The 25,460-nt window shown below is 33.7% G+C and carries 25 protein-coding genes; 18 read left to right on the forward strand and 7 right to left on the reverse strand.

Going from position 1 to position 25,460, the window contains the following annotated elements; all coding sequences use genetic code 11:
* Nucleotides 1–228: 228 nt before the first annotated feature.
* From MHH98_RS10470 to MHH98_RS10480, 3 genes are all read left to right on the forward strand, one after another.
* The gene (locus MHH98_RS10470) at nucleotides 229–888 is read left to right on the forward strand and encodes a DUF4085 family protein (RefSeq protein WP_340712777.1); all 660 of its coding nucleotides are present in this window, start codon (nucleotides 229–231) and stop codon (nucleotides 886–888) included.
* A 183-nt stretch (nucleotides 889–1,071) separates the two neighbouring features.
* Nucleotides 1,072–1,413: a hypothetical protein gene (locus tag MHH98_RS10475; RefSeq protein WP_051448637.1), complete on the forward strand. Its 342-nt coding sequence runs from the start codon at nucleotides 1,072–1,074 to the stop codon at nucleotides 1,411–1,413.
* A 150-nt stretch (nucleotides 1,414–1,563) separates the two neighbouring features.
* Entirely contained in the window at nucleotides 1,564–1,851 is a 288-nt protein-coding gene (locus tag MHH98_RS10480; RefSeq protein ID WP_155981168.1) for a hypothetical protein, read from the forward strand.
* Nucleotides 1,852–1,916: 65 nt separating this feature from the next.
* Here MHH98_RS10480 and MHH98_RS10485 read toward each other — a convergent pair whose 3' ends face one another.
* From MHH98_RS10485 to MHH98_RS10505, 5 genes are all read right to left on the reverse strand, one after another.
* Nucleotides 1,917–2,828, reverse strand: coding sequence for an ABC transporter ATP-binding protein (locus MHH98_RS10485; RefSeq protein ID WP_038182158.1), 912 nt, complete (start codon nucleotides 2,826–2,828; stop codon nucleotides 1,917–1,919).
* Entirely contained in the window at nucleotides 2,803–3,876 is a 1,074-nt protein-coding gene (locus MHH98_RS10490) for an ABC transporter ATP-binding protein (RefSeq protein WP_340712779.1), read from the reverse strand. The genes MHH98_RS10485 and MHH98_RS10490 overlap by 26 nt, the downstream gene beginning before the upstream one ends.
* 14 nt (nucleotides 3,877–3,890) lie before the next feature.
* Nucleotides 3,891–4,835 carry an ABC transporter permease gene (locus MHH98_RS10495; protein WP_038182153.1) on the reverse strand — a complete coding sequence of 315 codons (945 nt, stop codon included), beginning with the start codon at nucleotides 4,833–4,835 and terminating at the stop codon, nucleotides 3,891–3,893.
* Nucleotides 4,835–5,764, reverse strand: coding sequence for an ABC transporter permease (locus tag MHH98_RS10500; RefSeq protein WP_038182149.1), 930 nt, complete (start codon nucleotides 5,762–5,764; stop codon nucleotides 4,835–4,837). Before MHH98_RS10500 ends, MHH98_RS10495 begins: the two co-directional genes overlap by 1 nt.
* 133 nt (nucleotides 5,765–5,897) lie before the next feature.
* Nucleotides 5,898–7,556 carry a peptide ABC transporter substrate-binding protein gene (locus tag MHH98_RS10505; protein ID WP_038182146.1) on the reverse strand — a complete coding sequence of 553 codons (1,659 nt, stop codon included), beginning with the start codon at nucleotides 7,554–7,556 and terminating at the stop codon, nucleotides 5,898–5,900.
* Nucleotides 7,557–8,445: 889 nt separating this feature from the next.
* Here MHH98_RS10505 and MHH98_RS10510 point away from each other — a divergent pair.
* From MHH98_RS10510 to MHH98_RS10530, 5 genes are all read left to right on the forward strand, one after another.
* On the forward strand, nucleotides 8,446–8,688 hold the full coding sequence (locus MHH98_RS10510) for a hypothetical protein (RefSeq protein ID WP_038182143.1): 243 nt from the start codon (nucleotides 8,446–8,448) through the stop codon (nucleotides 8,686–8,688).
* A gap of 340 nt (nucleotides 8,689–9,028) precedes the next feature.
* Nucleotides 9,029–10,714, forward strand: a complete 1,686-nt coding sequence (locus MHH98_RS10515; protein WP_340712781.1) for a methyl-accepting chemotaxis protein — start codon at nucleotides 9,029–9,031, stop codon at nucleotides 10,712–10,714.
* A gap of 229 nt (nucleotides 10,715–10,943) precedes the next feature.
* Nucleotides 10,944–12,647 (forward strand): methyl-accepting chemotaxis protein, encoded by a 1,704-nt coding sequence (locus MHH98_RS10520; RefSeq protein WP_340712783.1) that lies wholly within the window; start codon nucleotides 10,944–10,946, stop codon nucleotides 12,645–12,647.
* Nucleotides 12,648–12,712: 65 nt separating this feature from the next.
* A complete protein-coding gene (locus tag MHH98_RS10525) occupies nucleotides 12,713–13,129 on the forward strand; it encodes a hypothetical protein (RefSeq protein WP_038182137.1) in 417 nt (138 codons plus the stop codon).
* A gap of 27 nt (nucleotides 13,130–13,156) precedes the next feature.
* Nucleotides 13,157–13,528, forward strand: a complete 372-nt coding sequence (locus tag MHH98_RS10530; RefSeq protein WP_038182134.1) for a helix-turn-helix domain-containing protein — start codon at nucleotides 13,157–13,159, stop codon at nucleotides 13,526–13,528.
* A 21-nt stretch (nucleotides 13,529–13,549) separates the two neighbouring features.
* On the opposite strand, the gene MHH98_RS10535 is transcribed toward MHH98_RS10530, so the two are convergent.
* On the reverse strand, nucleotides 13,550–13,771 hold the full coding sequence (locus MHH98_RS10535; RefSeq protein WP_038182131.1) for a hypothetical protein: 222 nt from the start codon (nucleotides 13,769–13,771) through the stop codon (nucleotides 13,550–13,552).
* A gap of 130 nt (nucleotides 13,772–13,901) precedes the next feature.
* Between MHH98_RS10535 and MHH98_RS10540 the strand changes: the two genes are divergently transcribed.
* The 10 genes from MHH98_RS10540 (at nucleotide 13,902) to MHH98_RS10585 (ending at nucleotide 24,415) form a co-directional block, all read left to right on the forward strand.
* On the forward strand, nucleotides 13,902–14,720 hold the full coding sequence (locus MHH98_RS10540) for a Cof-type HAD-IIB family hydrolase (protein WP_340712785.1): 819 nt from the start codon (nucleotides 13,902–13,904) through the stop codon (nucleotides 14,718–14,720).
* Between the two features lie 103 nt (nucleotides 14,721–14,823).
* Nucleotides 14,824–15,054, forward strand: coding sequence for a hypothetical protein (locus MHH98_RS10545; RefSeq protein ID WP_076064995.1), 231 nt, complete (start codon nucleotides 14,824–14,826; stop codon nucleotides 15,052–15,054).
* 531 nt (nucleotides 15,055–15,585) lie between these two features.
* Nucleotides 15,586–16,398: a hypothetical protein gene (locus MHH98_RS10550; protein WP_038182123.1), complete on the forward strand. Its 813-nt coding sequence runs from the start codon at nucleotides 15,586–15,588 to the stop codon at nucleotides 16,396–16,398.
* A 1,334-nt stretch (nucleotides 16,399–17,732) separates the two neighbouring features.
* Nucleotides 17,733–18,923 (forward strand): methionine adenosyltransferase, encoded by a 1,191-nt coding sequence (gene metK / locus MHH98_RS10555; RefSeq protein WP_038182118.1) that lies wholly within the window; start codon nucleotides 17,733–17,735, stop codon nucleotides 18,921–18,923.
* Entirely contained in the window at nucleotides 18,920–20,419 is a 1,500-nt protein-coding gene (locus tag MHH98_RS10560) for an aminotransferase class I/II-fold pyridoxal phosphate-dependent enzyme (RefSeq protein ID WP_235175697.1), read from the forward strand. Before metK ends, MHH98_RS10560 begins: the two co-directional genes overlap by 4 nt.
* Nucleotides 20,420–20,851, forward strand: a complete 432-nt coding sequence (gene speD / locus MHH98_RS10565) for an adenosylmethionine decarboxylase (RefSeq protein ID WP_179078254.1) — start codon at nucleotides 20,420–20,422, stop codon at nucleotides 20,849–20,851.
* A complete protein-coding gene (gene speE, locus MHH98_RS10570; RefSeq protein ID WP_340711141.1) occupies nucleotides 20,851–21,705 on the forward strand; it encodes a polyamine aminopropyltransferase in 855 nt (284 codons plus the stop codon). Before speD ends, speE begins: the two co-directional genes overlap by 1 nt.
* Nucleotides 21,695–22,555, forward strand: a complete 861-nt coding sequence (speB, locus tag MHH98_RS10575) for an agmatinase (protein WP_246832133.1) — start codon at nucleotides 21,695–21,697, stop codon at nucleotides 22,553–22,555. The genes speE and speB overlap by 11 nt, the downstream gene beginning before the upstream one ends.
* A 411-nt stretch (nucleotides 22,556–22,966) precedes the next feature.
* Entirely contained in the window at nucleotides 22,967–23,482 is a 516-nt protein-coding gene (locus MHH98_RS10580; RefSeq protein WP_038182114.1) for a GNAT family N-acetyltransferase, read from the forward strand.
* Nucleotides 23,483–24,049: 567 nt separating this feature from the next.
* The gene (locus MHH98_RS10585) at nucleotides 24,050–24,415 is read left to right on the forward strand and encodes a hypothetical protein (RefSeq protein ID WP_340711142.1); all 366 of its coding nucleotides are present in this window, start codon (nucleotides 24,050–24,052) and stop codon (nucleotides 24,413–24,415) included.
* Between the two features lie 129 nt (nucleotides 24,416–24,544).
* On the opposite strand, the gene MHH98_RS10590 is transcribed toward MHH98_RS10585, so the two are convergent.
* Nucleotides 24,545–25,342, reverse strand: a complete 798-nt coding sequence (locus MHH98_RS10590; protein WP_038182109.1) for an enoyl-CoA hydratase/isomerase family protein — start codon at nucleotides 25,340–25,342, stop codon at nucleotides 24,545–24,547.
* Between the last annotated feature and the right edge of the window lie 118 nt (nucleotides 25,343–25,460).

Genomic DNA, 25,460 nt, shown 5'->3' on the forward strand with positions numbered 1-25,460 from the left:
ATAAATATATATTTTACATTATTACCATAAATTTATAATTTAAATATTTACAAGGAAAATAAAGGATGTATAATAATATATGTAAATATAAAATAGAATTATAGACACCTCGGTAGTCTATATAATAACCCCAATATTTACCCATATCTTTATTAAGCTTTATCAATCACTTATCTATGTTTTTTTCACCAGTTTATAAAAGTTTTACTTATGGAAGGGACTGGATTTATGAAATATTTTACAAAGCAGTGGTTCGAAGAAAATCAATTATCTAATTATTTATTTTTCCTTGTTACCATGGTCGATTGGGAAGAGGAAAAAGCTTATTATAGAGAGTATGGTATAGATTTAGAACAGGAACGAAAAATGGAGTTACAACGTGATCGAGAAAAGTTGTTAAGATTTTTACCTGAAGAATTCCATCCTTTTGTTCTAGATGGTTCTATTATCGCAGGATCACCAAATGACAATTTGCGTAACTTGGCAAAAATCTGGTTGGAGCATTTTGATGCTTTGTCCAATGAAAAATTTGAAAGATGTGCAGCAGATTTTATATCAGCTAAAAGTAAACTTCCTAAAGCGGTAAATGATCTATTTGTTGACTCATTTCATGACACAATAATTCAAACAATAGAAAGAAATGCAGACCATACATGTACAATCAAGTTGAATTTAGAAAATACGTATCATGAAAATGATATGTTAATAATTACTTTCACTGGTGTTAGTGAATTTACTAGTACCGCATCAGTCGGAAATGGCTCATGGTGGTTGTACGAAGAGGTGTCAATAGTTGAGGGTGGTTTTAGACTTAATGTTTTATTTGATAGCCCCTTAGCTGAATTTACTATCGTCGCTAAAGATGTTGTAATTGAATCTAAACAGTAAATAAGAGAACACATATGGCATTGATATGTATCGATGCCGTACGTGTTTTTGTTTACCCATGTATATGACCACTATATTCTGCAAGACTCTATAAATTTATTTACTAGTTAAATAAAATTAAAAACAAATTGACGATATTATTCTGAAAAACATGTAAAATAACTATTTATAGGGGGAGTACATATGATAGGTTATGAATTACATGAGGACAAATTAATGAAAGTAATTCATGTTGTTGTTAATGATAAAATGACATTAGAACAGGCTAGAAAATTTGCTGAAGATTATAAAAGTCTAACGAAATCAATCGATACAAGATCATATGTCTTAGATATTGATTGTACTGCTATGAAAGTTGTAACACCAGATCTCATTGATAACCTTAGTGAAACTTTGAAAATGTATAAACAACCTGGTTTTCACAAAGTGATTATGAAAGTAAGGCATAATAATATATTAAAAATGCAATTAACACGTCTTTCTCGTGAGGCAGAATTAACCAATGTTGAAATAATAAATGTATAAATTATATAAAAATTCACTTATGAACTAGAATAATGCGGTCTCATCAGACTAGCTGTCATGTCCTTTTTAAAAACGAAAAATATTTTAATATTAAGTGGATTAACTATCCTATATATAATGGATTATTTATCACAAATAGAGATATTTTCAGTGATTCCGAGAAGAACTGTTCTAATATTTATTGTAATATTTCTATTAATTTCCTTTTTGCCAATTAAGCGTAAAGAATCAAATGCTTTAAATGAATTTAAGTGGGAAGCTTTCTTAATTGGATATATTGTCCTGACAATGATAATACTGCAATTGCTCGGAGGACAATCAGTAACTGGTATTAGCTTTGAGAATTGGTTTGTGTGGCTTGTATTACTTATATCTGTTTGGGAATTACGCTTAAAATGGCGTAAAGTGAAGCAGGAATCTGCGGTGAAAGAAAACTAATTCTATAGCTTCTTACATAATGAAAAACCACCGTTCACATAATGAGCGGTGGTTTTGTCCTATTATTAAGTATTTTGCCATTTCTTTACGGAAGCAGCAGTACCATAAACGAAATGCATATCAGCAACTTCATATAAAGAAGCGCTTTCATCTAGTTCTTCGTGTACATAAGGAATTCGTGTACGTTTTGATTCAGATATTGGATCTGGTAACGGAATAGCTGAAAGCAAGGATTTCGTATATGGATGGACAGGCGAATGATAAATATCATCTGCTAAACCAATCTCAACGATTTTCCCGCGATACATAACAGCAATTCGGTCACTTATATATTTCACCATAGAAAGATCATGAGCAATGAATAAATAAGTTAAATTTAGCTCTTTTTGTAGCTGTTTTAATAAGTTTACAACTTGTGCTTGAATCGATACATCAAGAGCAGAAATGGGTTCATCTGCAATGATAAAGCTAGGATTTAAACTCAGCGCACGAGCGATACCAATACGTTGTCGTTGTCCACCGGAAAATTCATGTGCATAGCGGTTTGCATGTTCTTTGTTTAAGCCAACAGCTTCTAGTAAGGATTCTACTTTTTCGAGGCGTTCTTTTTTGTTTTTGTATAGACCGTGAATATCAAAGGCTTCACTAATTATTTCTCCAGCTTTCATTCTTGGATTCAGTGAAGCATAGGGATCCTGGAAAATCATTTGCATTTGGCGGTTAAATTGCTTCATCTCATTTGCTGATTTACTACTATGAACATCTTTTCCATTAAAGATAATTTCTCCATCCGTTATATCATATAGGCGAATAATAGAGCGACCAGTCGTAGATTTACCACAGCCAGATTCTCCTACTAAGCCAAGAGTTTCACCTTCATAAATGTCGAAGCTAATACCATCAACAGCTTTTACTGGCTCTTTTGAAGAACCGAAATATTGAGTTAAGTTTTTAATTTCTAATAGTTTTTTCGCCATTTAGCATATTCTCCTTTCCTAAATATCCTTCAATTCGTTTAGCTACAGCTTCAGGAATTGGAATTTTAGGTGCATCTGGATGCAATAGCCATGTTTTAGCAAAATGAGTTTCGCTTACTTGGAACATAGGCGGTTCTTTTTCATAATCAATTGCTAAAGCAAATTCATTGCGAGCTGCAAATGCATCTCCTTTAGGAGGCTGGGTTAAATCAGGTGGTGAACCTGGAATAGTTCGTAATAATTCATCTGAATTACTATCTATATCTGGCATAGAACCGAGTAATCCCCATGTGTATGGGTGCTTAGGATTATAGAAAATTTCATTTACTGTACCATATTCAACAATTTGTCCAGCATACATAACTGCCACTCGATCAGCGACATTAGCAACAACGCCTAAATCATGTGTTATGAAGATAATCGATGTATTACTAGTCTTTTGGATATCCTTCATAAGCTCTAATATTTGTGCTTGAATAGTTACGTCAAGAGCAGTTGTTGGTTCGTCAGCAATTAATAGTTTAGGCTCAGCTGCTAAAGCAATAGCAATTACAACACGTTGTCGCATACCACCAGAAAATTCGTGTGGGTACTGTTTATAGCGTTTTTCAGGCATTGGGATTCCTACTTGATCTAATAGTTTAATAGCGCGTTTTTTTGCTTCAGACGCTGAGACATTCTTATGTTTTAAAATTACTTCAGTAATTTGTCTACCGACACGCATAGTTGGATTCAATGATGTCATAGGGTCCTGGAAAATCATAGAGATCTCATTGCCTCTTACTTTAGACATTTCTTTATCTGAAAGGGAGATTAAATCACGACCATTAAAGATGATTTCACCAGACTCATAAATACCAGGAGGTTCTGGAATCAGCTTCATCAAGGCATTACTTGTAACACTTTTACCCGAGCCAGATTCGCCTACAATGGCAAGTGTTTCTCCGGCTTTTAATTCAAAATTTACACCTCGGACAGCTTGTACGAAACCCGCAAACGTTTTAAAATGGATTCTTAAGTCTTTTACTTGTAAAATTGGTTCACTCATTCTTTTCAACCTCCTTATTTACGTAATTTTGGATCTAGTGCATCCCGCAATCCATCGCCAACTGCATTAAATGCAAAAATAGTTAAAGAAATCATAAGCGCAGGGAAGATTAGTCTCCAAGGCGCATTTGTAATAGCGTTGTTTCCTTCAGAAGCCATTGTACCCCAACTTGCTAATGGTGCTGATACACCAAGACCAAGATAACTTAAGAAAGCTTCTGTGAAAATAGCCATTGGAATAGTTAGTGTCATTGTGACTAAAATAGCACCTAATGCATTTGGAATTAAATGTTTGATGATTAAATGTTTCGTATTAGCTCCAAGTGTTCGTGCAGCTAAGACATATTCTTGATTTTTGATGGATAGTACTTCACCACGAACTATACGAGCCATATTAATCCACCCAGTGACAGAAAGTGCGATAATCATAGGTAACAAACCATCTCCAAGAGCTCCATTTCCTAAAACTACTGATAAAACGATTACAACAAGTAAATAGGGAACTGCTGTTAAAACATCTGCAATACGCATCATAATATTATCTACACGTTCCCCAGCTAGACCTGAAATACTGCCCCATACTACCCCAATAACTAAATCAATAATAGCAGCAGTAATACCAATGAACAAAGAAATTCTTGCACCTTCCCAAACACGAACAAATACATCTCGTCCTAAATCATCTGTACCAAACCAATTGGCTGCTGATGGAGCCTTATTGTATAATCCAAGTTGTTCACTATAAGTATACTGTGAAAATATAGGTGCAAAAATAGCCATTAATAAAATAGCCATAAGTGCTATTAAACCGAAAATAGCTAATTTATTGTGAGCAAATCGAATGATAACCTCTTTCCAAAAAGACACAGATTTCTTTGCTAGCTTTTCAGTTTCTTCATGTCTTCCTCCTACAATTTCAAACATTTCTTTTTCGATTTTTTCTAATTGTTGTTGTGACATTATTTTTTCGCCCCTCTCAGCTTAATACGTGGATCGATAATACCGTATAAAATATCTACGATAAATACCGCAAGTAAAAGGATGATAGAGTAGAACACGGTAGTACCCATAATAACTGTGTAATCACGATTCGAAATACTTGTAACGAAGTGCTTACCAAGTCCTGGTATTGCAAAAATTTGTTCTACAATAAAACTTCCCGTCACAACACCAGCTGTTAAAGGTCCAATATATGTAACGACAGGTAACAGGGCATTACGTAATGTATGTCGGAAAACAATTGTCCATTTGCCAATTCCTTTTGCCCGTGCCATTTTGACATAATCACTATTATTTTGCTCAAGCATACTGGATCGTGTAAGTTTAGCAATAAAACCCATATGTGTCATAGCAATAGCAAATGCAGGTAAAATACTATAGATAAATCCTTTCCAACCACTTATTGGGAACCATCCTAGTTTTAAAGCTACGAAATACTGCAATAAACCAGCCAATACAAAAGAGGGGATTGATATTCCTACGACAGCAATTGTAGTAGCTAAATAATCGGGAAAGCGATTGTGATAAAGCGCTGAAATGACACCTAAAAGTATGCCTAGTCCCACAGCAAGTAGCATGGCTTCAATACCCAGAGTTAAAGAAATAGGGAAACCCTCAGAAATCATATCATTTGTAGAACGCATTTTATATTTCATCGATTCACCAAAGTCGAACGAAGCTGAATCGATAAGATAATCTTTATATTGGATATACCAAGGATTGTCTAACCCATATTTTGCATTTAACTGTTTCTCGATTTGAGGTGGAAAACTACGCTCACTTGCAAATGGACTTCCTGGTGCCAATCTCATTAAGAAGAATGTGGCAGAAATAATGACAAAAAGCGCAAGCAAAATGTACATTAGTCTTTTTAAAATGTATTTAATCACATGAAACTCCTCCTTTTTTTCTTAGAGTTTAGTTTAAAAAAAGCTGTCTCATAAGCCGAATAAACGACTATGAGGCAGCTCTTTGCTGTTGATAGAATATCTAACAGTTTATCCAGCGTGTACTGCGTGCGTACTATTCAGTAATATCTGCTCTTTTAAGCTGGATATTACCGATTGGGTCAGGTTCCATACCTGTTACAGAATCCTTTTTAACAAAAAGGCTAGTGTAGTAGTAGATAGGTGCAACTGGTAGTTCACCCATTGCAATTCCTTCAGCTTCTTTTAAAATTTCTAGACGCTTTGCAGGGTCTTTTTCAGAGACTGATTTCTTCATCAACTCTTTGTACTTTGGATTTTCCCAGCCAGTATCATTGTTGCCATTATCAGCAGTAGAGTACATTTCTAGGAATGTGTAAGGATCTCTATAGTCAGCGATCCAACCCATACGACCTACTTCATAATCTAGGTTAGTTAACTTATCTAAAAATACTTGCCACTCAGAGTTATCAATTTTCACTTTGATACCTAAGTTTTTCTTCCAACCTTCTTGGATAAACTGTGCAATCGCATTATGTGCTTCACTTGTATTAATTGAAATGCCAATTTCAATGTCAGATGCTTTTTTAATGCCAAGCTCTTTCATACCAGCTTCAAGTGCAGCTTTTGCACCTTCAATATCATTGTCTTTAATATAACCGCGGTCTTCTTCAAAACCAGCAATAGCAGAAGGAACCATTCCTAACGCTGGTGTTTGTTCACCTTTTACTACATTTGTAATTAACTCTTGACGATTAATAGCTAATGTCAAAGCTTTACGAATATTAGCATTCTTCGTGAATTTACCTTTATTGTTTAATTTGTACCAATATACACCAGCCATTGGTTGAATATTTAATTGGTTGCTCTTTTTGAATTCATCAATTGAATCCAGTGCTACGGTTTGGAAAGGAGAACCTAGATAATCAATTTCACCAGCTTTAAACTTACTAACCGCTGTAGGTTCTTTCTCTACCATGCCAATATTTACTTCGTCTAATTTAACATTGGCAACATCCCAATAATCAGCATTTTTTTCTAATTTTAGAGAGGCATCATGTTGCCATTCAGCTAATTTGAATGGACCATTTGTAACGTAGTTTTCACCAGCATCTGCGTACCATTCTTTGTTTGCTTCAGCAACCTTTTTGTTAATAGGCATATATGTTTGGAATGCTGTTAACTCAAGGAAGTAAGGTGTAGGATTTGCTAAAGTAACTTCCAATGTTTTATCATCTACAACTTTAATAGCAATGTCATCAGCAGATCCTTTACCAGTATTAAATTCTTCAGCACCTTTAATAGGGTAAAGTTGAGATGCATACTCAGATGTATTAGCTGGATCTAAAGCCCATTTCCAAGCGTATTCAAAATCACCTGCAACAACAGAATCACCATTTGTCCATTTAGCATCACGTAATTTAAACGTGTAAGTCAATTGGTCATCACTAATTTGTATATCTTCAGCCAATGCTTTTTCATATTTTGCATCTTTATCAAGTCTAGTTAAACCTTCAAAAAGACTTAATAAAATATTCCCAGAAGTTGTATCAGTAGCCAACTGCGGATTCATTGCAGGTGGTTCAGAAGCAATTACTAAATTTAGTGCTTTTTTCTTTTCTTGCACTTCACTTCCAGTACCTTTATCACCTTCATCTTCTTCTTTAGCTGTTTCTCCCCCAAAATTACATGCAGCTAAGATCAATGAAATGATTGCTAAAAGAGTGAACAATAAATACTTTTTCTTTTTAGCCATTTAAATCCCCCTTATCTAAAATAATAAGCCCTTGTGAAAAGCTTAATTTCAATATAACAAAAAAAGATTTCCATAGAAACAAATAAAATCCATTAATATATTTTATTAGGAAAATAACTTTTTAATAGTAATATTGGTAGATTTAGCGCGCTGAATTATAAAAGTGTGTTCATGGTATTTTTATGATATAAAAAATAGATATTTTAAATATTTGAAAGAAAATTGTTAACATGAATATTTATTATGTTATCAATATAATAAAAAATATAATTTCAGAATATTAAAAATAGTTCGAAATAACTACGTCTTTAATTACTGAAAATTCTCTCTATTTCTCTCTATTTCTACATTAATATACTTTTTCCGTAAACTACTTACCGCTTTAATTATATGATTCAAAGTATTCTCTTATGAATAAATGTATTATTTTAAGATTTAACTCCATCTTTTAATTTGTTATTATTGAAAGGAGAGTTCGTCACCTATTTTGGTTAATACAAAATTCTATTCTAATTATTAAGGATCTGTATATGAAAATGATGTAATTGTATGTGCGATTTAAATATAACTAACATATAAATTTCTATATTGAAGATGATAAGTTTGTCCAAGTTCCTACACCGTAATTATTTTAGCAGTAGGGGTCGTCAATTTTTTGGTTTCTTGTATCGAGCAGTTATATTGAACAATGAGTTAACATCAAAGTTAATTGTTTTCATGATTGCTAGTGTTCTTTTGATATTGTTTTGTCTAAAAGAGATTCAAAATGTAAGAAATTATATTGAAGGAACTACAAAATAGGGCAACAACCAAAAGGGTCCATTGCGTATTTTAAACGCAATGGACCGTTAATTTTAAATGGGAAATTGAATGAGGAGGTGTTGAGAAAATGAATAATCATAAAGTAATGATCGTTGATTTTGCACATAATGGGCCTCAAACGTGCTTTGTAAAATTTTCTGGTTACGATGATGAATTGAAAAGGGAATTTACAGGGATGGTACGTTTTGTAGGGGAATTACCATATGGAGATGTAATTCATCCAGCAAAAAGTGAGCTTTCAAATAGCTGTAGAGAGTTTCTGAAAAATTATTTAATACAACGATTTAATCTAGGACAATTTGATGAATAAAAATGATGCTTATAAAAATAGCTATTATATATGAAGAGATTTTTAAATTTAATATGTATAGTTCTTGTAATAAGAAAACAGATTATTACTATGGAAATAATATAGAAACAATTACCAATGCAAAATTTAACTTATTTATAATTCAAAAGATTTAGTCCTGATCCTTCTAGTTAGTAAAAAAAATTAGTAATATGGACAAATGTTGGTTCAATTGAATCAGTAATTATGACTATTCATAATGCTATAGTTATGTTGGTGATATACAACGATTCGACAGTTTTAGTCGAGTTTTTGTAGATTAATATGTTCACTTAATTTTGGGATGCGAGGGGTTAGGCAAATGTCTATTCAAAAGAAAATTAGTTTAGGCTTTATTACGATGATTGTCATGCTGTTAGTAATTTTAGTATTTAACTATAATCGTTTATCAGCAGTTGAAGATGCTTTCGATGAAGTAACGAAAGATCGTTTTGAAAAAATCCAATTAGCGAATGATATTCAATTCAATCTTGCTGCGCAAGGTTTGTATTTACGTTCTTATTTAATAGAAGGTAATGATACAGAAAAAAGGAATTTACAAATTTATCAGCAAAAGCTTAATCAATCATTAACTGATTTAAATAGTAAAGAAATGTCGGAAAAAATGCATTCTTATATGTCTGACATCAAATCAAACAAAGACAAATTTGATAATTCTGCAGATTTGGTCATTTCAGAATATGAAAAAGGCAATAAAGACGTTGCTTATAAAGAATTGAAAGAAGTTGGTTCGGTAGCAAATGGAAAGATTCTAGAATCTGCTATTGAAATTATGGACTTTCAGAAAAAAGAATTAGATGAGGCAAATGAAGGTGTTCATAAAGTAGCAGAACAAGCTATGCGTCTAGCGAGTATCATCTCTTTACTTAGCATAATTCTAGCAATTTTCTTCATCATATTCATTAAGAAAACAGTTGTTAATCCTTTAATGGCAATTGTAAAAGGTTCTAATTTAATTGCTACTGGAGATTTAACACATTCGGATTTTGAAGTTAAGACTAAAGATGAAGTCGGTCAATTAGCAGTATCCTTCAATCAAATGAAGAGCTATCTAAAAGAATTGATTACTAGTATATCGGATAATACAAGTCAATTAAGTGCAGCAATTGAAGAGCTATCTGCAAGTACAACTGAAGTTTCACAATCTGCTGAAGGTGTGTCGAATAGCGTTGAGAAAACTTCTAAAGGATCTGTCGATTCCGTTGAAATAGCGAAGGATAGCGCCATTGCAATGCAAGAAACAGCAATCGGAGTAAGCCGAATTGCTGAAGCTTCACAATTGTTATTTGATCATGCAGTTGATACTACGAAAATTGCAAGTGAAGGTACAAAGATATTAGAAGTTGCCAAACAACAAATGCATGTTATTTCCAATTCGACAAATGAAACAAATGAGTTAATACAAAAACTGACTGCACAAACACTTGAGATTCAAAAAATGACAAAAGTAATTACCGATATTACAGATCAAACAAATTTACTAGCATTGAACGCTGCAATCGAAGCGGCACGTGCAGGGGAGCATGGTAAAGGATTTGCTGTGGTAGCAGAAGAAGTACGTAAGCTAGCTGAAGGATCTAAAGGGTCGGCATCACAAATTGTTCATTTGACGCAAACAATCCAAAATGATACAAAAACTGTTGCTTCTTCAATAGAAGAAGGACTAAAAAATGTCAGCCAAGGTGTTTACGTGTTGGATAATGCGAACGAATCATTTGGACAGATTGTAAACTCTGTATCTCAAATGACAACGCAGCTTGAAGATATAACGGCAACTTCCGAGCAATTATCTGCAGGTACTGAAGAAGTAACTGCCTCTGTAGAAGAAATTGCGACAAATGCCGAAATAGCTGCAATGCAATCTGCAAATATTTCAGGTGCTGTAGAAGAACAAACTGCAACATTGCAAGAAATAAACAGTGTTGTACAAGAACTAAGTCAGCAAGCAGTAGAATTACAAACTTTAACTCAACGATTTAAAGTATAAGATAGTAGTTACTATTAAACACCTATCTCTTTGCTTAATAGCTAGAGAGATAGGTGTTTTATTATTGTCAAAATTATTTGTAAAAACCTACTATGATTTAATGCCTACTTACTATAATATATATAATTATCTAATAATTAGGATTTTTATGAAGTTAATTAAGACCTTTATCATGTATTAAGCTCTAAAAAATAAAATTGAATAACATGATATGACAGGAGAGGTTTTTTTGAACAAACTAAAGCATATTAAAATCGGTATGAAATTCAATGTGTTACAAGTTTTCGTTATTTTGTTTTTATGTATTCTGATCACCATTGTAGCAAAATGGGAGATTGAAAAGTCCCTGATGGAAACGTTTGAAGAGCGAGCAATGGAGGCATCTACTTTAGGGGAGACTATAGTAAATGACCGGTTTATAGGCGATTGGACTATTAAAGATGGAGAATTGTATAAAGGAGAGCATAATTTTACGAATGATACTACTTTAGTCGATGAAATAGGCAAAACGGTAAGTGGTGCGGTCACGATATTCAATGGCGATACACGTATTGCCACAAATGTACAAGTAGATGGTAAGCGTTCTATTGGTACAAAAGCATCTGAAACTGTTGTTGATCAGGTTCTTAAGAATGGGAGCACCTATGTAGGGGTTGCAGATGTAGTTGGTACTCCCTATGTAACGGTTTATCAACCTTTAAAAGATGCCTCGGGTAAAGTGATTGGTATGTGGTTTATAGGTGAACCTATTACGAAAATTAATGAAATCACCATGAGTTTAGTGATGAAAATAGTATTGGCATTGTTAGTTGGAGGCACAATTGCGATTCTTGGTAGTATTTTTTTAACTCGAGCACTTGTGAGACCTATTAAACAAATTAATCGCCAGTTAAAAGAAATCGCAGAAGGTGAAGGTGATCTTACACAAGAACTTATTGTCAAGACGGAAGATGAAACAGGTGAATTAGCACATTCCTTCAATCAAATGCTTGCTAGTTTGCGTAAAATGATGAAGCAAGTGGCTGATTCATCGGTACATGTTGCAGAAGCTTCTGAGGAACTAACAGCTAATGCTGAACAAACAACTGAAGCGACAAGTCAAATTGCACAATCGATTCATGATATTGCAGAAGGTGCTGAAATGCAAGAGAATGGGGCTAATATTAGTTTCCAGTCAATAGATACCGTTCGTAATAATCTACAGAAAGTTGTAGACCAATCTACAACAGTTACACAAGTAGCTAAAGAAACAAGTCAAGAAGCATTAAATGGAAATGATACTTTACAAAAAGTAATTCATCAAATGAATGTCATAAATGATGCTACTTCAAATGCTAGTCAATCTATAGACGAATTGGGCAAGCAATCAAATGAAATCGGTAACATTGTAGCAGTTATTACTGCTATCTCTGAACAAACGAATTTACTTGCTTTGAATGCTGCAATTGAAGCGGCAAGAGCGGGAGAGCATGGTAAGGGATTTGCTGTAGTAGCAGATGAAGTGAGAAAATTAGCTGAACAGTCCAAAGTATCGGCATCGCAAATTTCTGACCTGATATTACAAACACAAAAAGGAACTGAAAAGGCTGTAAAAGCAATTGAACTTGGAACTAAAGAAACAGCCTCTGGTATGCTAGTCGTCGAAGAAACTAAACAAGGCTTTGAGAAAATCCTTCAATCGGTGGACCAAGTGACAGTGAGAATTCAAGAAGTTAACCTAATTGCGAAGAATATGTATGATGCTGTTAATAAAGTATATACATCAGTAGAAGATAATTTGAGCATTGCAAAAAACTCATCTAGTACAACGCAATTAGTTGCCTCTGCATCAGAGGAACAACTTGCTACAATGGAAGAAATCACATCTTCAGCAGAAACGATGTCTAAAATGGCAGAAGAACTACAGCTTTTAGTGAGTCAATTTAAGTATTAGTTTTCTCTACCCTCTACTTTTAGTAGAGGGTTTTACTGTAATATGGAAGAAAGGGGGTGCAAATATTGCAAACAGGAATTTTCATTAGCATTAAACCGCCATACTGCAAACTGATAAAGTCTCAAGAAAAGGTTAATGAGTTTCGATCGAAAATCCCGAAGTTACCAGTGAATCATTTCTGGATTTATGAGTCTGCACCTAGTTCATCTTTAAAATATTGCGCCATAGTAGGTACACCGGTTCATTTTCCGGATAAAGTAAAAGAGGTTGGCTACGGTGATCAATCCTTTAATGAGGGGAACTCAAAATATACATATGCCTATCCCATTTTACAATTATATGAGTTAACTGAGGCTATTCCACTTAAAATATTAAAAGAAATGTACCAGTTTTCACCACCACAAGGTTTTGCGTATTGTGGAAGATATCCAAAATTAGATATTTATTTGAAAAATCATGCACAATGGCGTGAGGTTTTTTAACTGTACTATAAAAAGGAGACGATTGAGATGAAAAATATAGAATATGATAAAAAAGTGAATCCGATCATTAAACCGTTGTACTTTCTTGGTATTTGTATAGTAATTGGAGGATGTATGGCTGGTGAAAAAACTACTGGTAATTCTAATGAGCAAAGAATTATTGTAGAGAATGATGATAGTGGTTTTGTACAATCAACTTACGGTCCACTTTTAAATGAAGAGGAAGTTATAGAATACTTGGGTATTGATGGACCAACTTTATATACTTTAACAAGTAATGATGGAAGTGATTACAAAGGTCTACCTTACCTACAAGTAGATGAGATAAAATATTATCCTAAAGAAAGATTGGATAAATGGCTAAAGGATTTAGGTTCTTTAACGATTATCGGAAATTAAAAAGCTAGCATATGCTAGCTTTTAATCATTTTCAACTTCCCTAGTTTTTGATTTTAATCTGAATGCCTTTATTAAATAAAAGGCAAAAGTGATACATGCAATCATAAGTATTAAGAATACAATAGCAAGGGGATAAGATTCATTGGCGTATTTCCCCAATGCTTGATTGCCGAATAGTATTATTAATACGACGACAATGGTAATGCAAAATGGATTTAACATATTTGGAACAATTTTAGACATGATATAATGGAGCTCCTTTAACTAATCAATCATATAACTCAATATTATCATACTGAAGGTTGTTCTAATATTGAAAACCTATTTAAGTCAATTCACTATTAATAGCAAAAATGGAATAGAGGGAAAAGAAATGCGTATTCAATTAATAGCTTTAGATATGGATGGTACTACTTTAACGCCATCATTACAGTTAACAGAAACAACGATTGAAGCCATAAAAAACACAGTGGACAGCAATGTAGAAGTTGCTATTTGTACAGGAAGAACGCTTGCTGAGTTAAAGGATGTATTCATGGATTTACCTTTTGTCAAATATGCAATAACCGGGAATGGCTCAGCAGTATGGAATTTGGCTAAGCAACAAAAAATATACGAAGATACATTAACGCTTGAACAAACGCTACAAATTATGCAATTGCTTAAGCCAATAGATTTACGTATAGAAGCATTCGCGGATGGTAAAGCCTATATAAGTCAACATTGTTATGATCGGCCAATAGAATACGGCGCAGGTGACTTTGCTGACTTTATAATCAAAACGCGCACACCTGTACCGAATATTCATGATTTTATCACTGAACGAAAATTACCAATCGACAAATTTAATCTGTTTTTTAAAAATGTTGAGGAACGGGCTGCAATGTGGGATCAACTAGAGGAGCTTGGCTACAACATTACAACATCGTTTCTGCAAAATGTTGAGGTGAACTCGAGTACGGCTAATAAGGGCAATGCATTGAGGGAGTTAAGTAATTCATTGAATGTGACGTATGAAAACGTCATGGCTATTGGAGATGCCATGAATGATTTGACAATGCTAGAATTTGCTGGTCTACCAATTGCAATGGGCAATGCCATTCCAGCTGTTAAAGAAATAGCTCAACATATTACAGATACTAACAGCAATGAAGGGGTTGCTAAAGCCATAGAGAAATTCATATTGAAATAATAAAACGCACTCAATGTAAATAATTGAGTGCGTTTTTGTTTAACTAGAGCCAGTATATATATTTTGGTATAATAATAAAAAAGTGTATTTTAAGGAGAATTATATGTATTTAACGTTATACATAATAATGGGCATTATATCTAGCTTTATCGCCTATTTAGCGCTAGGAGATGTAGCTATAATAATCTTTTTTGGTATCATAATAGGCGTTTTGATTAGAGGACTATTTGTACTTATTGAAGTGAACAATAGACTGAAGAAGCATGATTTTAAGTTAGATAAGGATAAGACTGCTATAGAGAAATATATTGAAGAAAGAGATTTGAATACATAGTAATAATAAAGTAATTTGAACATTGTTGAAGATTTCAAGCATTTAACGCTATTAGAAATGTGTAATAATCAGGGGAATTTAGAACCTTATTATAAGTTAATGATGATAAAGACGAGGTGATTATTTTATTGGGCAAAACACAACAACTACTTAAGACTTACTGGAGAAAAATAATAGCTATTGTTTTCTTTTTTGTATGTATGTTTTTATTACAGTCAATAAATAATGAAGATACAAAAATGATTACAAACATGATGTCAGCTTTACTTTTGACTTGTCTTTTTGTATTTATTAGATGGTTAATGAATGATAACAAAAATAAAAAATAGTTTATCTTGGTTATCACATGTTTTGTCCCTTATGCTATAAGTTTTATTAGCTCTATATAATAGATGATTTGATTCAAATTTTAATTTCATTATAAATAAAATATGCTAAAATAAATGGTTTAAAGAACTATAAATAGAGGCAATATAAATCAAATAATTGAATTATATTAAAGTAAAGAAGTCATTTCATTGGAGGTTTAGTATGGAGATTTATTCACTTAGTGGTCCAAGTGGAACAGGTAAAAGCACTGCAGCGCTTGAGTTTGCGCATACACATCAAATCGATGCTATTATAGATGATGGGCTACTGATCGTGAATGGTGAAAAGGTAGCAGGGTTATCTGCGAAATTTGAGAAATCTCCTTTTAAAGCTGTGAAACGTGCAATTTTCACGGATGAAGAGCATTTACAGGATGTTCAAGAGGCAATTGACCAACATCAACCAAAGAAAATATTGCTTATTGGTACTTCTAATAAAATGACGATACAAATTGCAAAGAGACTTGGATATGGAGATATAGATCATTTTTACTATATAAGTGATTTACGTTCCTCAGGTGAGATGAAGCTTGCGCAGTTTATACGTAAAACAGAAGGTAAGCATATTATGCCGATTCCATTGAAGCAGGTAGAACAAAATTTCTTTAAACGCTTTATTCAAAAGGGTGTGGAAATTTTCACACCAAAGCGTGAAAAAATAGGTGAAACAACGATAGTTCAACCAGATTTTCATGATGAAACAATAACTATTCAAAAAAAAGCGTTTACAGATATGGTGAAAATTACTTGCGATCTGAATTCTAATATTGAGAAGTCCAGTAAAATACAATATCAGCAATTACCATTGCCATCTGTACATATAACAGTAGCTTTGAAAGGTCCAATAGATTACTCTATACCAGATGCTATGATGGCTTTGCAAAAAGATATCGCACAACAATTTGATACTCATTTCGACCTGGAATTAGCAGAAATACGAATAACAGTAAATCAGATACAAATGATTGGGAGTTAATTACCTATTACGGTCTTTAATAAGGAAATCGTAAAAAAACAATTAACTAAATACATACAATGTGAGGTTTACAAATAATGATCTACAAAATATTAAGTATTATAGGCACTTTATTAGTTGCAAGTTTAGTATTTGCAGTAATTGATGCGGCAATAAGCATATGGTTGAAAATAATTTTTATTATCTTGATAGCACTATGCTATATTTGGCTTTATATAAAAGTGGAAATGATGAGGTCCAAGCGCAAACAAGTCTAGTAGTTACTATTGCTATTACGCTTTGTTATCCGAAGAAAACAAAAAAACATTAAATATGGAATGATCTAAGAAACACATTTTAAGGTGATTATGTCTTGAAATGTGTTTTATTTTTTCTGAAAAACGAACAGAGAGGTACTTAGCTAAAGGAAAAATCAATTTTCTAATTATACTGAAAACCTTATTTCTCACTTGGATTTAGATGGATAGTTTTATCTTTGTAATGAGTAATAGGTAGAAGAAATTCCGATTGATCCACCTGGAAATTTAGCGATAATAGAAATTGTGTAAAAATAAATATAGGAAAAATTGTAATTCTTCATTAGTTTAAATATCAGAATAACTGTGTAAATTTAAAATTTTTTTATAAATAGTATAATTGTAATTATTCAAACTCAGAAAATATGACTCACTTGTTTTATTGGTAAATTAACCTTATTACGAGTACTTTTTTAGCTGAATAGATAATAAATAAAATAGATTCAGTAGTGTTTATTTGAATCGAAAACTCGATCTTATAAATAAATTCTTTTTTTATTTTCTTATTGAGTTTAATAAATTGAATATAAGTTCATGTATATATCTTTACCTAGAGGTTTACTAGGTTTTGTAAGGTTGAGCTACTATTTTTCACTACGAAATTGTTTTACAAAAAAATAGTGAATAGATTATGCGCTTGTAAAAGGTTGATTTAATTGATAGGCACTCTTTAAGGTTTTGTGAAATTTAGAGATTCATAGAAATCCCTTAAAACTTTTTTTTGCTATTTAAAGAAGATTTTTTTTTCACTAAAAAATCTTAAAAAAATAAATTGACATGATTATTAAAATCTATTAACATTAGCACCATCATAAATAAAGTCATCTTATTAATAGCCGTTGAGACGAGGGGTCGAAGATACGGTGGCAAACCAATTTGGTTCGGAGTGAATCAGATCATGGGTGCCCAACCTGAGCGCAAAGTTTAACTTTGTGAACGATAAGAGGATAAGCAGCTGATATTAATCGAAGCTTTCCTTTGGTTGGAGGAGAGCTTTTTTTATGCCTAAAAAATGAATTTATTTTACAGGAGTGGTTAATGTTGGTTGAAAAAATTGTATTTACTTCCGAATCTGTATCAGAAGGGCATCCTGATAAAATTGCAGATCAGATATCTGATGCTGTATTGGATGCAGCGCTTGAACAAGATCCATTTTCTAGAGTGGCGTGTGAAGTGTTTGACACAACAAACACAGTAATTGTAGGCGGTGAAATTACGACTACAGCCAAATTAGATATTGAGAAAATCGCGAGAGATACATTGATTGAAATTGGTTACATTGATGAACGTCTAGGAATCAACGGGCATACTTGTGATGTACAAGTATTAATTCACAGTCAATCACCTGATATTGCTATGGGTATCGATTCATCGAGCGATACTCAAGCAATTGGAGCTGGAGACCAGGGAATTATGTTCGGATATGCAACGGATGAAACGAAAAATTTGATGCCACTACCAATCGAAATGGCACATACGCTAGTGAAAAAAGCATCTCAACTTAGAAAAAGTGGGGCTTTTAAATGGGCACGCCCAGATATGAAATCACAAGTAACAATAGATTATACAAATCCAGGTACACCAATTATTGATACGGTGTTGATGTCAATTCAACATGATGAAGATTTCGATAAAGAATTATTTGAAGATTACGTAATTGAAAACGTAATTAAAGAGACTGCTAGAGAGTTCGGTTTAAATCAAACATTCCGTATTTTAATTAACCCAACAGGACGTTTTGTTGTTGGTGGACCACATGGTGATGCCGGATTAACGGGACGTAAAATTATTGTAGACACATATGGTGGAGCTGCACGACATGGTGGCGGAGCATTTTCTGGTAAAGATTCTACAAAAGTCGATCGTTCTGCGGCTTATGCTGCAAGATATGTAGCAAAAAATATTGTTGCTGCTGAGTTAGCAAAAAAATGTGAAATTCAATTGTCGTATGCAATTGGTGTAAGCGAACCAATTAGTATTGCTGTTGAAACGTTTGGAACTGAAAAAGTGTCACAAGAAGAGTTACTTCGTGCAATTCGCAAAACTTTTGATTTAACACCAGCGGGTATTATTAACATGTTGGATTTACGTAAACCACAATATAAACAGGTTGCAGCTTATGGACATTTCGGAAGAAGTGACTTAGATGTACCTTGGGAAAGAACAGATAAAGTGAACGAACTGAAACAACTTGTATCCAGCTTTGAATTTGCTGGAGTTGGTCAATGATGAACGACATGCAAGTGCTTGCTACCGAGAGAAAAACATTTGAAGCACAGGATAAGATGCCATTGTTTGAGGCATTAATCCAGTATGCTCAGCAAGATGTTACACCATTTGATGTACCTGGCCATAAAATGGGCGCACAAATGAATCCTTTGAAAATAGCACTTGGGGAAATGACTCTGCGCATGGATGTTAATTCCATGAAAGAACTTGATTTATTGAGTCATCCTCAAACTGTTATTAAAGAAGCGCAGAAATTGGCTGCAGAAGCTTTCGGGGCGGATCATTCTTATTTTTTAGTTAACGGTACCACAATAGGAATACTGGCAATGATAATGGCAACTTGCAAGCCAGGTGATACTTTGTTGGTACCGCGAAATGGTCATAGGTCGGTGATGGATGGACTTATCATAAGTGGGGCAAAACCTATATTTATACAGCCCGAGGTCGACCATCATTTTGGGATTACACATGGCATTTCTGTTGAGAATGTGAAAAACGCACTGCATGAACATCCAGAAGCAAAGGCTTTGTTGGTAACATATCCAACATACTTTGGATCGATGAGTGATTTACGAGAAATCTGCCGTATCGCCCATGAGCGTGATATTACGGTTATAGTCGATGGCGCACATGGTGCCCATTTAGGGTTCATGTCTGATGACATCATAGACCCAATTGCTGCTGGGGCAGATGCAGTTACTATAAGTATGCATAAGACAGGTGGATCTCTGACTCAAAGTTCTTTGCTACTTCTTAAAAATGACAAAATCGCACCAGAGCACATACAAAAAGTATTGAACATGCTACAAACAACGAGTGCAAACTACCTACTTATGAGCTCGTTAGATGTGGCTAGAAGAGAGCTGTCTATATATGGTGAAGAGCGATTTGCTGATTTAAAGCCAATTATAGATGACGCAGTGAGAATAATTGAAACGGACTCACGTTATGAAGTATTGACAGCACAATATGTACAAGCACATTTTAATCAATCGTACGACTGGACAAAATTAGTAATACGGGTCAATGATCTTGGATTAACTGGATTTGAGATGTATTCAATTTTAAAAGAAAAGTACGGGATTCAGATGGAGTTAGCAGAAGGTTATGTAGTGATGGCGGTCATTACAAGTGCCGATACGAAGAATTCAATTGACAAATTAGTTTTTGCTTTAAAGGACATTGAAAAGAGAATAGGAAAGAATACGACGATTCAATCAACTTATGTAACAGCCAATCAAGTGAATGAACTGGTTTTAAGTCCACGCGAAGCATTTTATGCAGAACATGAATCAATCGCCATTGAAGATGCAGTAGGTCGGATAAGTGCAGACTCGTTAATGATCTATCCTCCAGGTATTCCCCTTGTTATTCCAGGAGAACTGATTTCTCAAGATATTCTCCAGCAATACGATTATTATTGTCAAACTTTAGGGAACGTTCTGATAGAAGCAAAAGAAGCAAATCATATAACTGTAATCAAGGAGGAAGCGTAAATGGGTATAGAATTATCAACTTTAGGAAGACATGTTTTAATTGAGTTTTACGGTTGTCCAAGTGAGGTAATTGAAAATAATGCATTGATTGAAAGATTTATGAACGAGGCGGCGGACTACTCAGGAGCAACTATTGTTGAATCTGTTTTCCATCACTTTAATCCGTATGGAGTTTCAGGAGCGGTTATTATTGAAGAGTCACATTTGACAATTCATACATGGCCGGAATATGGATTTGCTTCTGTAGATGTATATACTTGCGGCGATTCAGTAAATCCATGGAAAGCAGCTGACTACTTATCTGAAAAACTGCATGCTACAAAGACGGAATCTTTTGAAATTCCTCGTGGTATGGCTGATAAAATCCGCCAATTTGCAGAACAAGAAATTGATCAAATTAAAGTGAAAATAGAATTAGAAGGTGTGAAATAATGGCTTGGTATACTGAACAATGGAGCAATGAATGTAAATTTTCAATTGCTTACGACAAAGAACTTTATAGTGAAAAAACTCCATTTCAACAAATTGATTTTTATCAAGGAGAGGAATTCGGTACATTTTTCACTTTGGATGGCTTAATGATGGTTAATGAGAAAGACGAATTCGTATACCATGATATGATTGTACATCCTGCATTTGCAACAAATCCTTCAATTAAAAAAGTATTAATTATTGGTGGGGGAGATGGCGGAACAGCGCGTGAAGTGTTGCGTTATCCAACAGTTGAAGAAGTAGTAATGGTGGAAATTGATGAGCGTGTTTTCCGTTTATGTCAAGAATTCTTACCAGTAACTGCTAATGGTGTTGAAGAGGATAGCCGTATGAAGTTACTTTTTGATGACGGTTTGGCATATGTTAAAAATGCACCTGATCAATCCTTTGATTTAATACTTGTGGACTCTACTGATCCAATTTCTGTTGGTGAAGGTCTATTTACTACAGAATTTTATAAAGAATGCTATCGCGTTTTAAATGAAGATGGTATTTTAATAAACCAACATGAATCACCTTATTTTGCGGAATATGCTGCTAATATGAAAAAAGCACATAGAAAGATTAAAGATATTTTCCCAATTACTCATGTTTATCAATATCATATGCCAACATATCCTTCAGGCCATTGGCTATTTGGTTTTGCATCTAAAACCTTTGATCCATTGAAAGACTTGAATGCTGAAGCTTGGGAAAAGTTTGGACTGAAAACTAAATATTATAATACGAATTTACATGCTGGAGCATTTGGTTTACCGAGTTACGTAAAGGAGGCTCTACAGCGTGGGGAATAAAGCTTTAAATATGAACACTTTTATAGGTTGTGAGAAATCATATAGCGAAGCAGAAACTGTATTATTTGGTGTTCCATTTGATGGAACAACGAGTTTTCGGCCAGGTACACGCTTTGCAATGCAAGCGATTAGAAATGACTCATTTGGATTAGAAAGCTACTCACCTTATTTAGATAAAGATCTTGAAGAAGCTGCAATTTTTGATGGTGGCGATTTGGACTTGCCTTTTGGCAATACTTCAAAAGTGTTAGATCAAATTTTTGACTACTGCCAAGAAGTTTTGGAGGATGGTAAGAAGTTTTTAATGGTAGGGGGAGAGCATCTCGTTAGTTTACCTACTATTAAAGCAGCATACGAAAAATATCCAAATTTGCACTTAATCCATATCGATGCTCACACTGATTTACGTGAGGATTATTTAGGTGAAAAATTGTCGCATGCTTCTGTGATAAGACGTTGTCATGAATTCCTTGGAGACGGTAGAATTTTTCAATTTGGGATTCGTTCTGGTTTAAAAGAAGAGTTTGAATGGGCAAAAGAACATACTTATATGGAACGCTTTTCTCTTGATACACTAAAAGAGAAAATAACAGAACTTCAAGATGTTCCAGTCTATATTACAATTGACTTAGACGTACTTGACCCTGGTGTTTTCCCTGGAACAGGAACTCCAGAACCAGGTGGAATTACGTATCGTGAATTATTAGAAGCAATCAACCAATTTCAAACACTAAAACAAATTGTGGCTGCGGATGTGGTAGAACTATCACCACCATATGATCCATCTGGAGCTTCTACCGCGATGGCTTGTAAAACTATTAGAGAACTTTTACTTACATTAGATAAATAGATTTCTTGTATGAAAAGGTCTTTAAGTAAATGAAAGTCGTATTGTTAATAAGTAACGTATTTTATTGTATTGATTCACAATTTGTGAGTGGAATTTATTAAATACTATTAAAATAGAAAGAATCCATTTTGATGTAGTTTATTCAAAATGGATTTTTTTTTTGACTATAGTAAAAAGTCTTTGGGAGAGTCAATAAATCAAATATTAAGATAGAGAATATGAAGAGAGTGTAAAGAGTTTATTTAAAGATTTTATTAGATGTTATATAATAATTCTCTGTTTTAGTAATAATTAGAAAACTATGATATTCTAATCTATAAGTTTTATTATCTTGGTTGCTGGGAGAATGAATTAATCTAGTGATAGAGAAATTGTTAGCGTATTTGAGAACATTTATAAGAGGTGAATATAATGGAATGGATTTTACAGTCTGATCGACTTGGATTTAGGAAGATAACTAAAGATGATTTTAATAATTTATGTGTTTTTCTACAAGATATAGAAGTAATGTACGCATGGGATCACGCGTTTTCAGATGAAGAAGTGAATGAGTGGATAGAAAAGAATTTAAATCGATATGAACAAGATGGCTTTAGTTACTTTGCGGCAATTGAAAAGGAAACTGGCAAGTTCATAGGTGTAATTGGACCGATGATAGATTCTATTGAGGGTGTTTCATATATTGAGATTGCCTATATTCTTGATAAAGCATTTTGGGGCAAGGGCTATGCTATTGAAGGTGCGGAGGCTTGTATGAATTATGCCTTTAATGAATTAAATGCAGAAAAAGTTATTGCTCAAATTAGGCCTGATAATTTATCTTCAAGTAAAGTTGCCGAAAAAATCGGGATGAAAATTGAGGGAGAATTTATAAAGCATTATCGAGGTAGAGACATTCTACACTTAATTTACAGTCGATCACAATAATAAATTACTCCGGAACATATCAGTAGAAGATAGGCATTGAATTTCAGTAATCTATAAAGTAACTCATTCGTGTAGCTTTTTAACAAAACTTGATAAAACTCTTAATAAATAGAAAAGTAATCAAGGGTTCAATATTGAAATATTAGATTACATACATTTATCTCAATAATGAATATTACCTTTTACTCAAATAACGGAGGCATTAGTAAAAGAGGCAACGACGTTCTCCTTTATTATTTAAAAGTACTTTTGATAAAACCCTTTGTTAGAAGATAGTTGAGCTGTTTAAACAGCTCTTTTTTAATTTAGATCAAGGGCAGTCTTAGTTAATTGGGATATCTTAGTTAATTGGGATATTGGATTTTAATGGTAATATATATTTGTGAAAGGGCAGTTTAGTTGAAGAGTGTTATTTAAATTGTGTTCAACAATGGGCAAGAATATTGAAAACTCCTCTAAAAGAGAGAGAGTTATTTATGTTAAAATATTGCAAGTGAAATCACGTTTTGACTATTTCATCAAATATCAAGCAAAATAATTCAGAAACGAAGAAAGGACAGTACCATTATGCTAAATGTATCAAATGTAGATAAATTGGAATCAATAAAATCTTTACAGTCGACAATCAGTAAGCTCGAAAATGCCTTGTCCCAGATGACTCAGAAAGGCGTAAATACTACATTAGTAAAGAAACGACTCAAAGCTGTTTGCATCGGCTTAGCAATGCTAGAGAACGTTTGGTATCAGAGCCCCCATTATTACACCAAGGAAGATTTATCAGAAGCTCACAATGTTCTTACTGGTTTATTTCCTTCTATTGAGAAAATTTATGTTAAGTCAAAGATTGGTAGTCCCCAAAGAACGCTTTTAGAAAGAAGAATTAAAGCGTTGGAACTAGCTATTCAAGCGATTGACGATATTTCCAATAAATAACTAGCCATCGTTTTGATCAAAACGATGGCTTTTTGTATTTAGCTAAATATGCGTTACAACATAGTTTTTTTCAACCTTTAATCTAAATCATCAAAGAGGGGCTATGAGAAGTAACCCATTAAGAAGGTGTTATTGTAGTTTACGTGCAAAAACGGGTGGACGTTTCTCAACAAATGCTCGAATGCCTTCAGGGAAATCAGTTGCATCAACAAATGGCGTGGATCCCTTCCATAAAACAGGTGCTGAATCAACGCATTCCTGTACGGATTGCTTGACAGCAAGTAATGAAGCAGGAGACATTGAACCTACTAATTTACCCATACGAATTGCGTAACGGTCTAAGTCCTTTTCAGTAACTAAGTAGTTTAACATACCGACGCGAAATGCTTCTTCAGCTTTTAACATGCGTCCTGTAAATACTAAATCTTTTGTCATACTTGGTCCGATTAAGTTGACAAGGCGTTGAGCAAATTGGTTGTTTAGTGTAATCCCTAATTTGCCAACAGGTATGCCAAGTTTAGCCTTATGTGAACCGATACGAATATCACAGGCAAGTGCTAATTCGAGTCCTGCACCCATCGCTGGTCCATTGATTACAGCAATTGTTGGAATAGGTAAGCGCTCAACAGTAGAGATTGTTTTTTCCATATGAATAAATGCTTCCTCTGCTTTTTCAAGAGAAATCGAATTGAATTCTTTAATATCAGAGCCGGCAGTGAATTGTTCACCATGACCACGAATAATAAGTACTTTATTTTTGGGATTTTCTAATGTTTGTAGTGCAATTTTACGCAGTTGATCCCACATATTCGCTGTTAACGCGTTTTTTGCCTGTGGGCGGTGAATGGTAATAATCGCAATACCAGCTGTTTCTTGATAAACGATTTTTGCATCCTCTGCTTCAAGTCTTGTAGTTATAACCTTCATTATTATCCCCCTAAATCAGTGCTTTCTCCTATTATAGTACAGATGATGTCTGTTGTAGTCAAAGAGTCTGAAATTGAAAGAAAATACTAATAATTTGTAAAGAAATGTACAAATTATA

Source organism: Viridibacillus sp. FSL H8-0110 (assembly GCF_038003565.1).
GTDB lineage: Bacteria > Bacillota > Bacilli > Bacillales_A > Planococcaceae > Viridibacillus > Viridibacillus arenosi.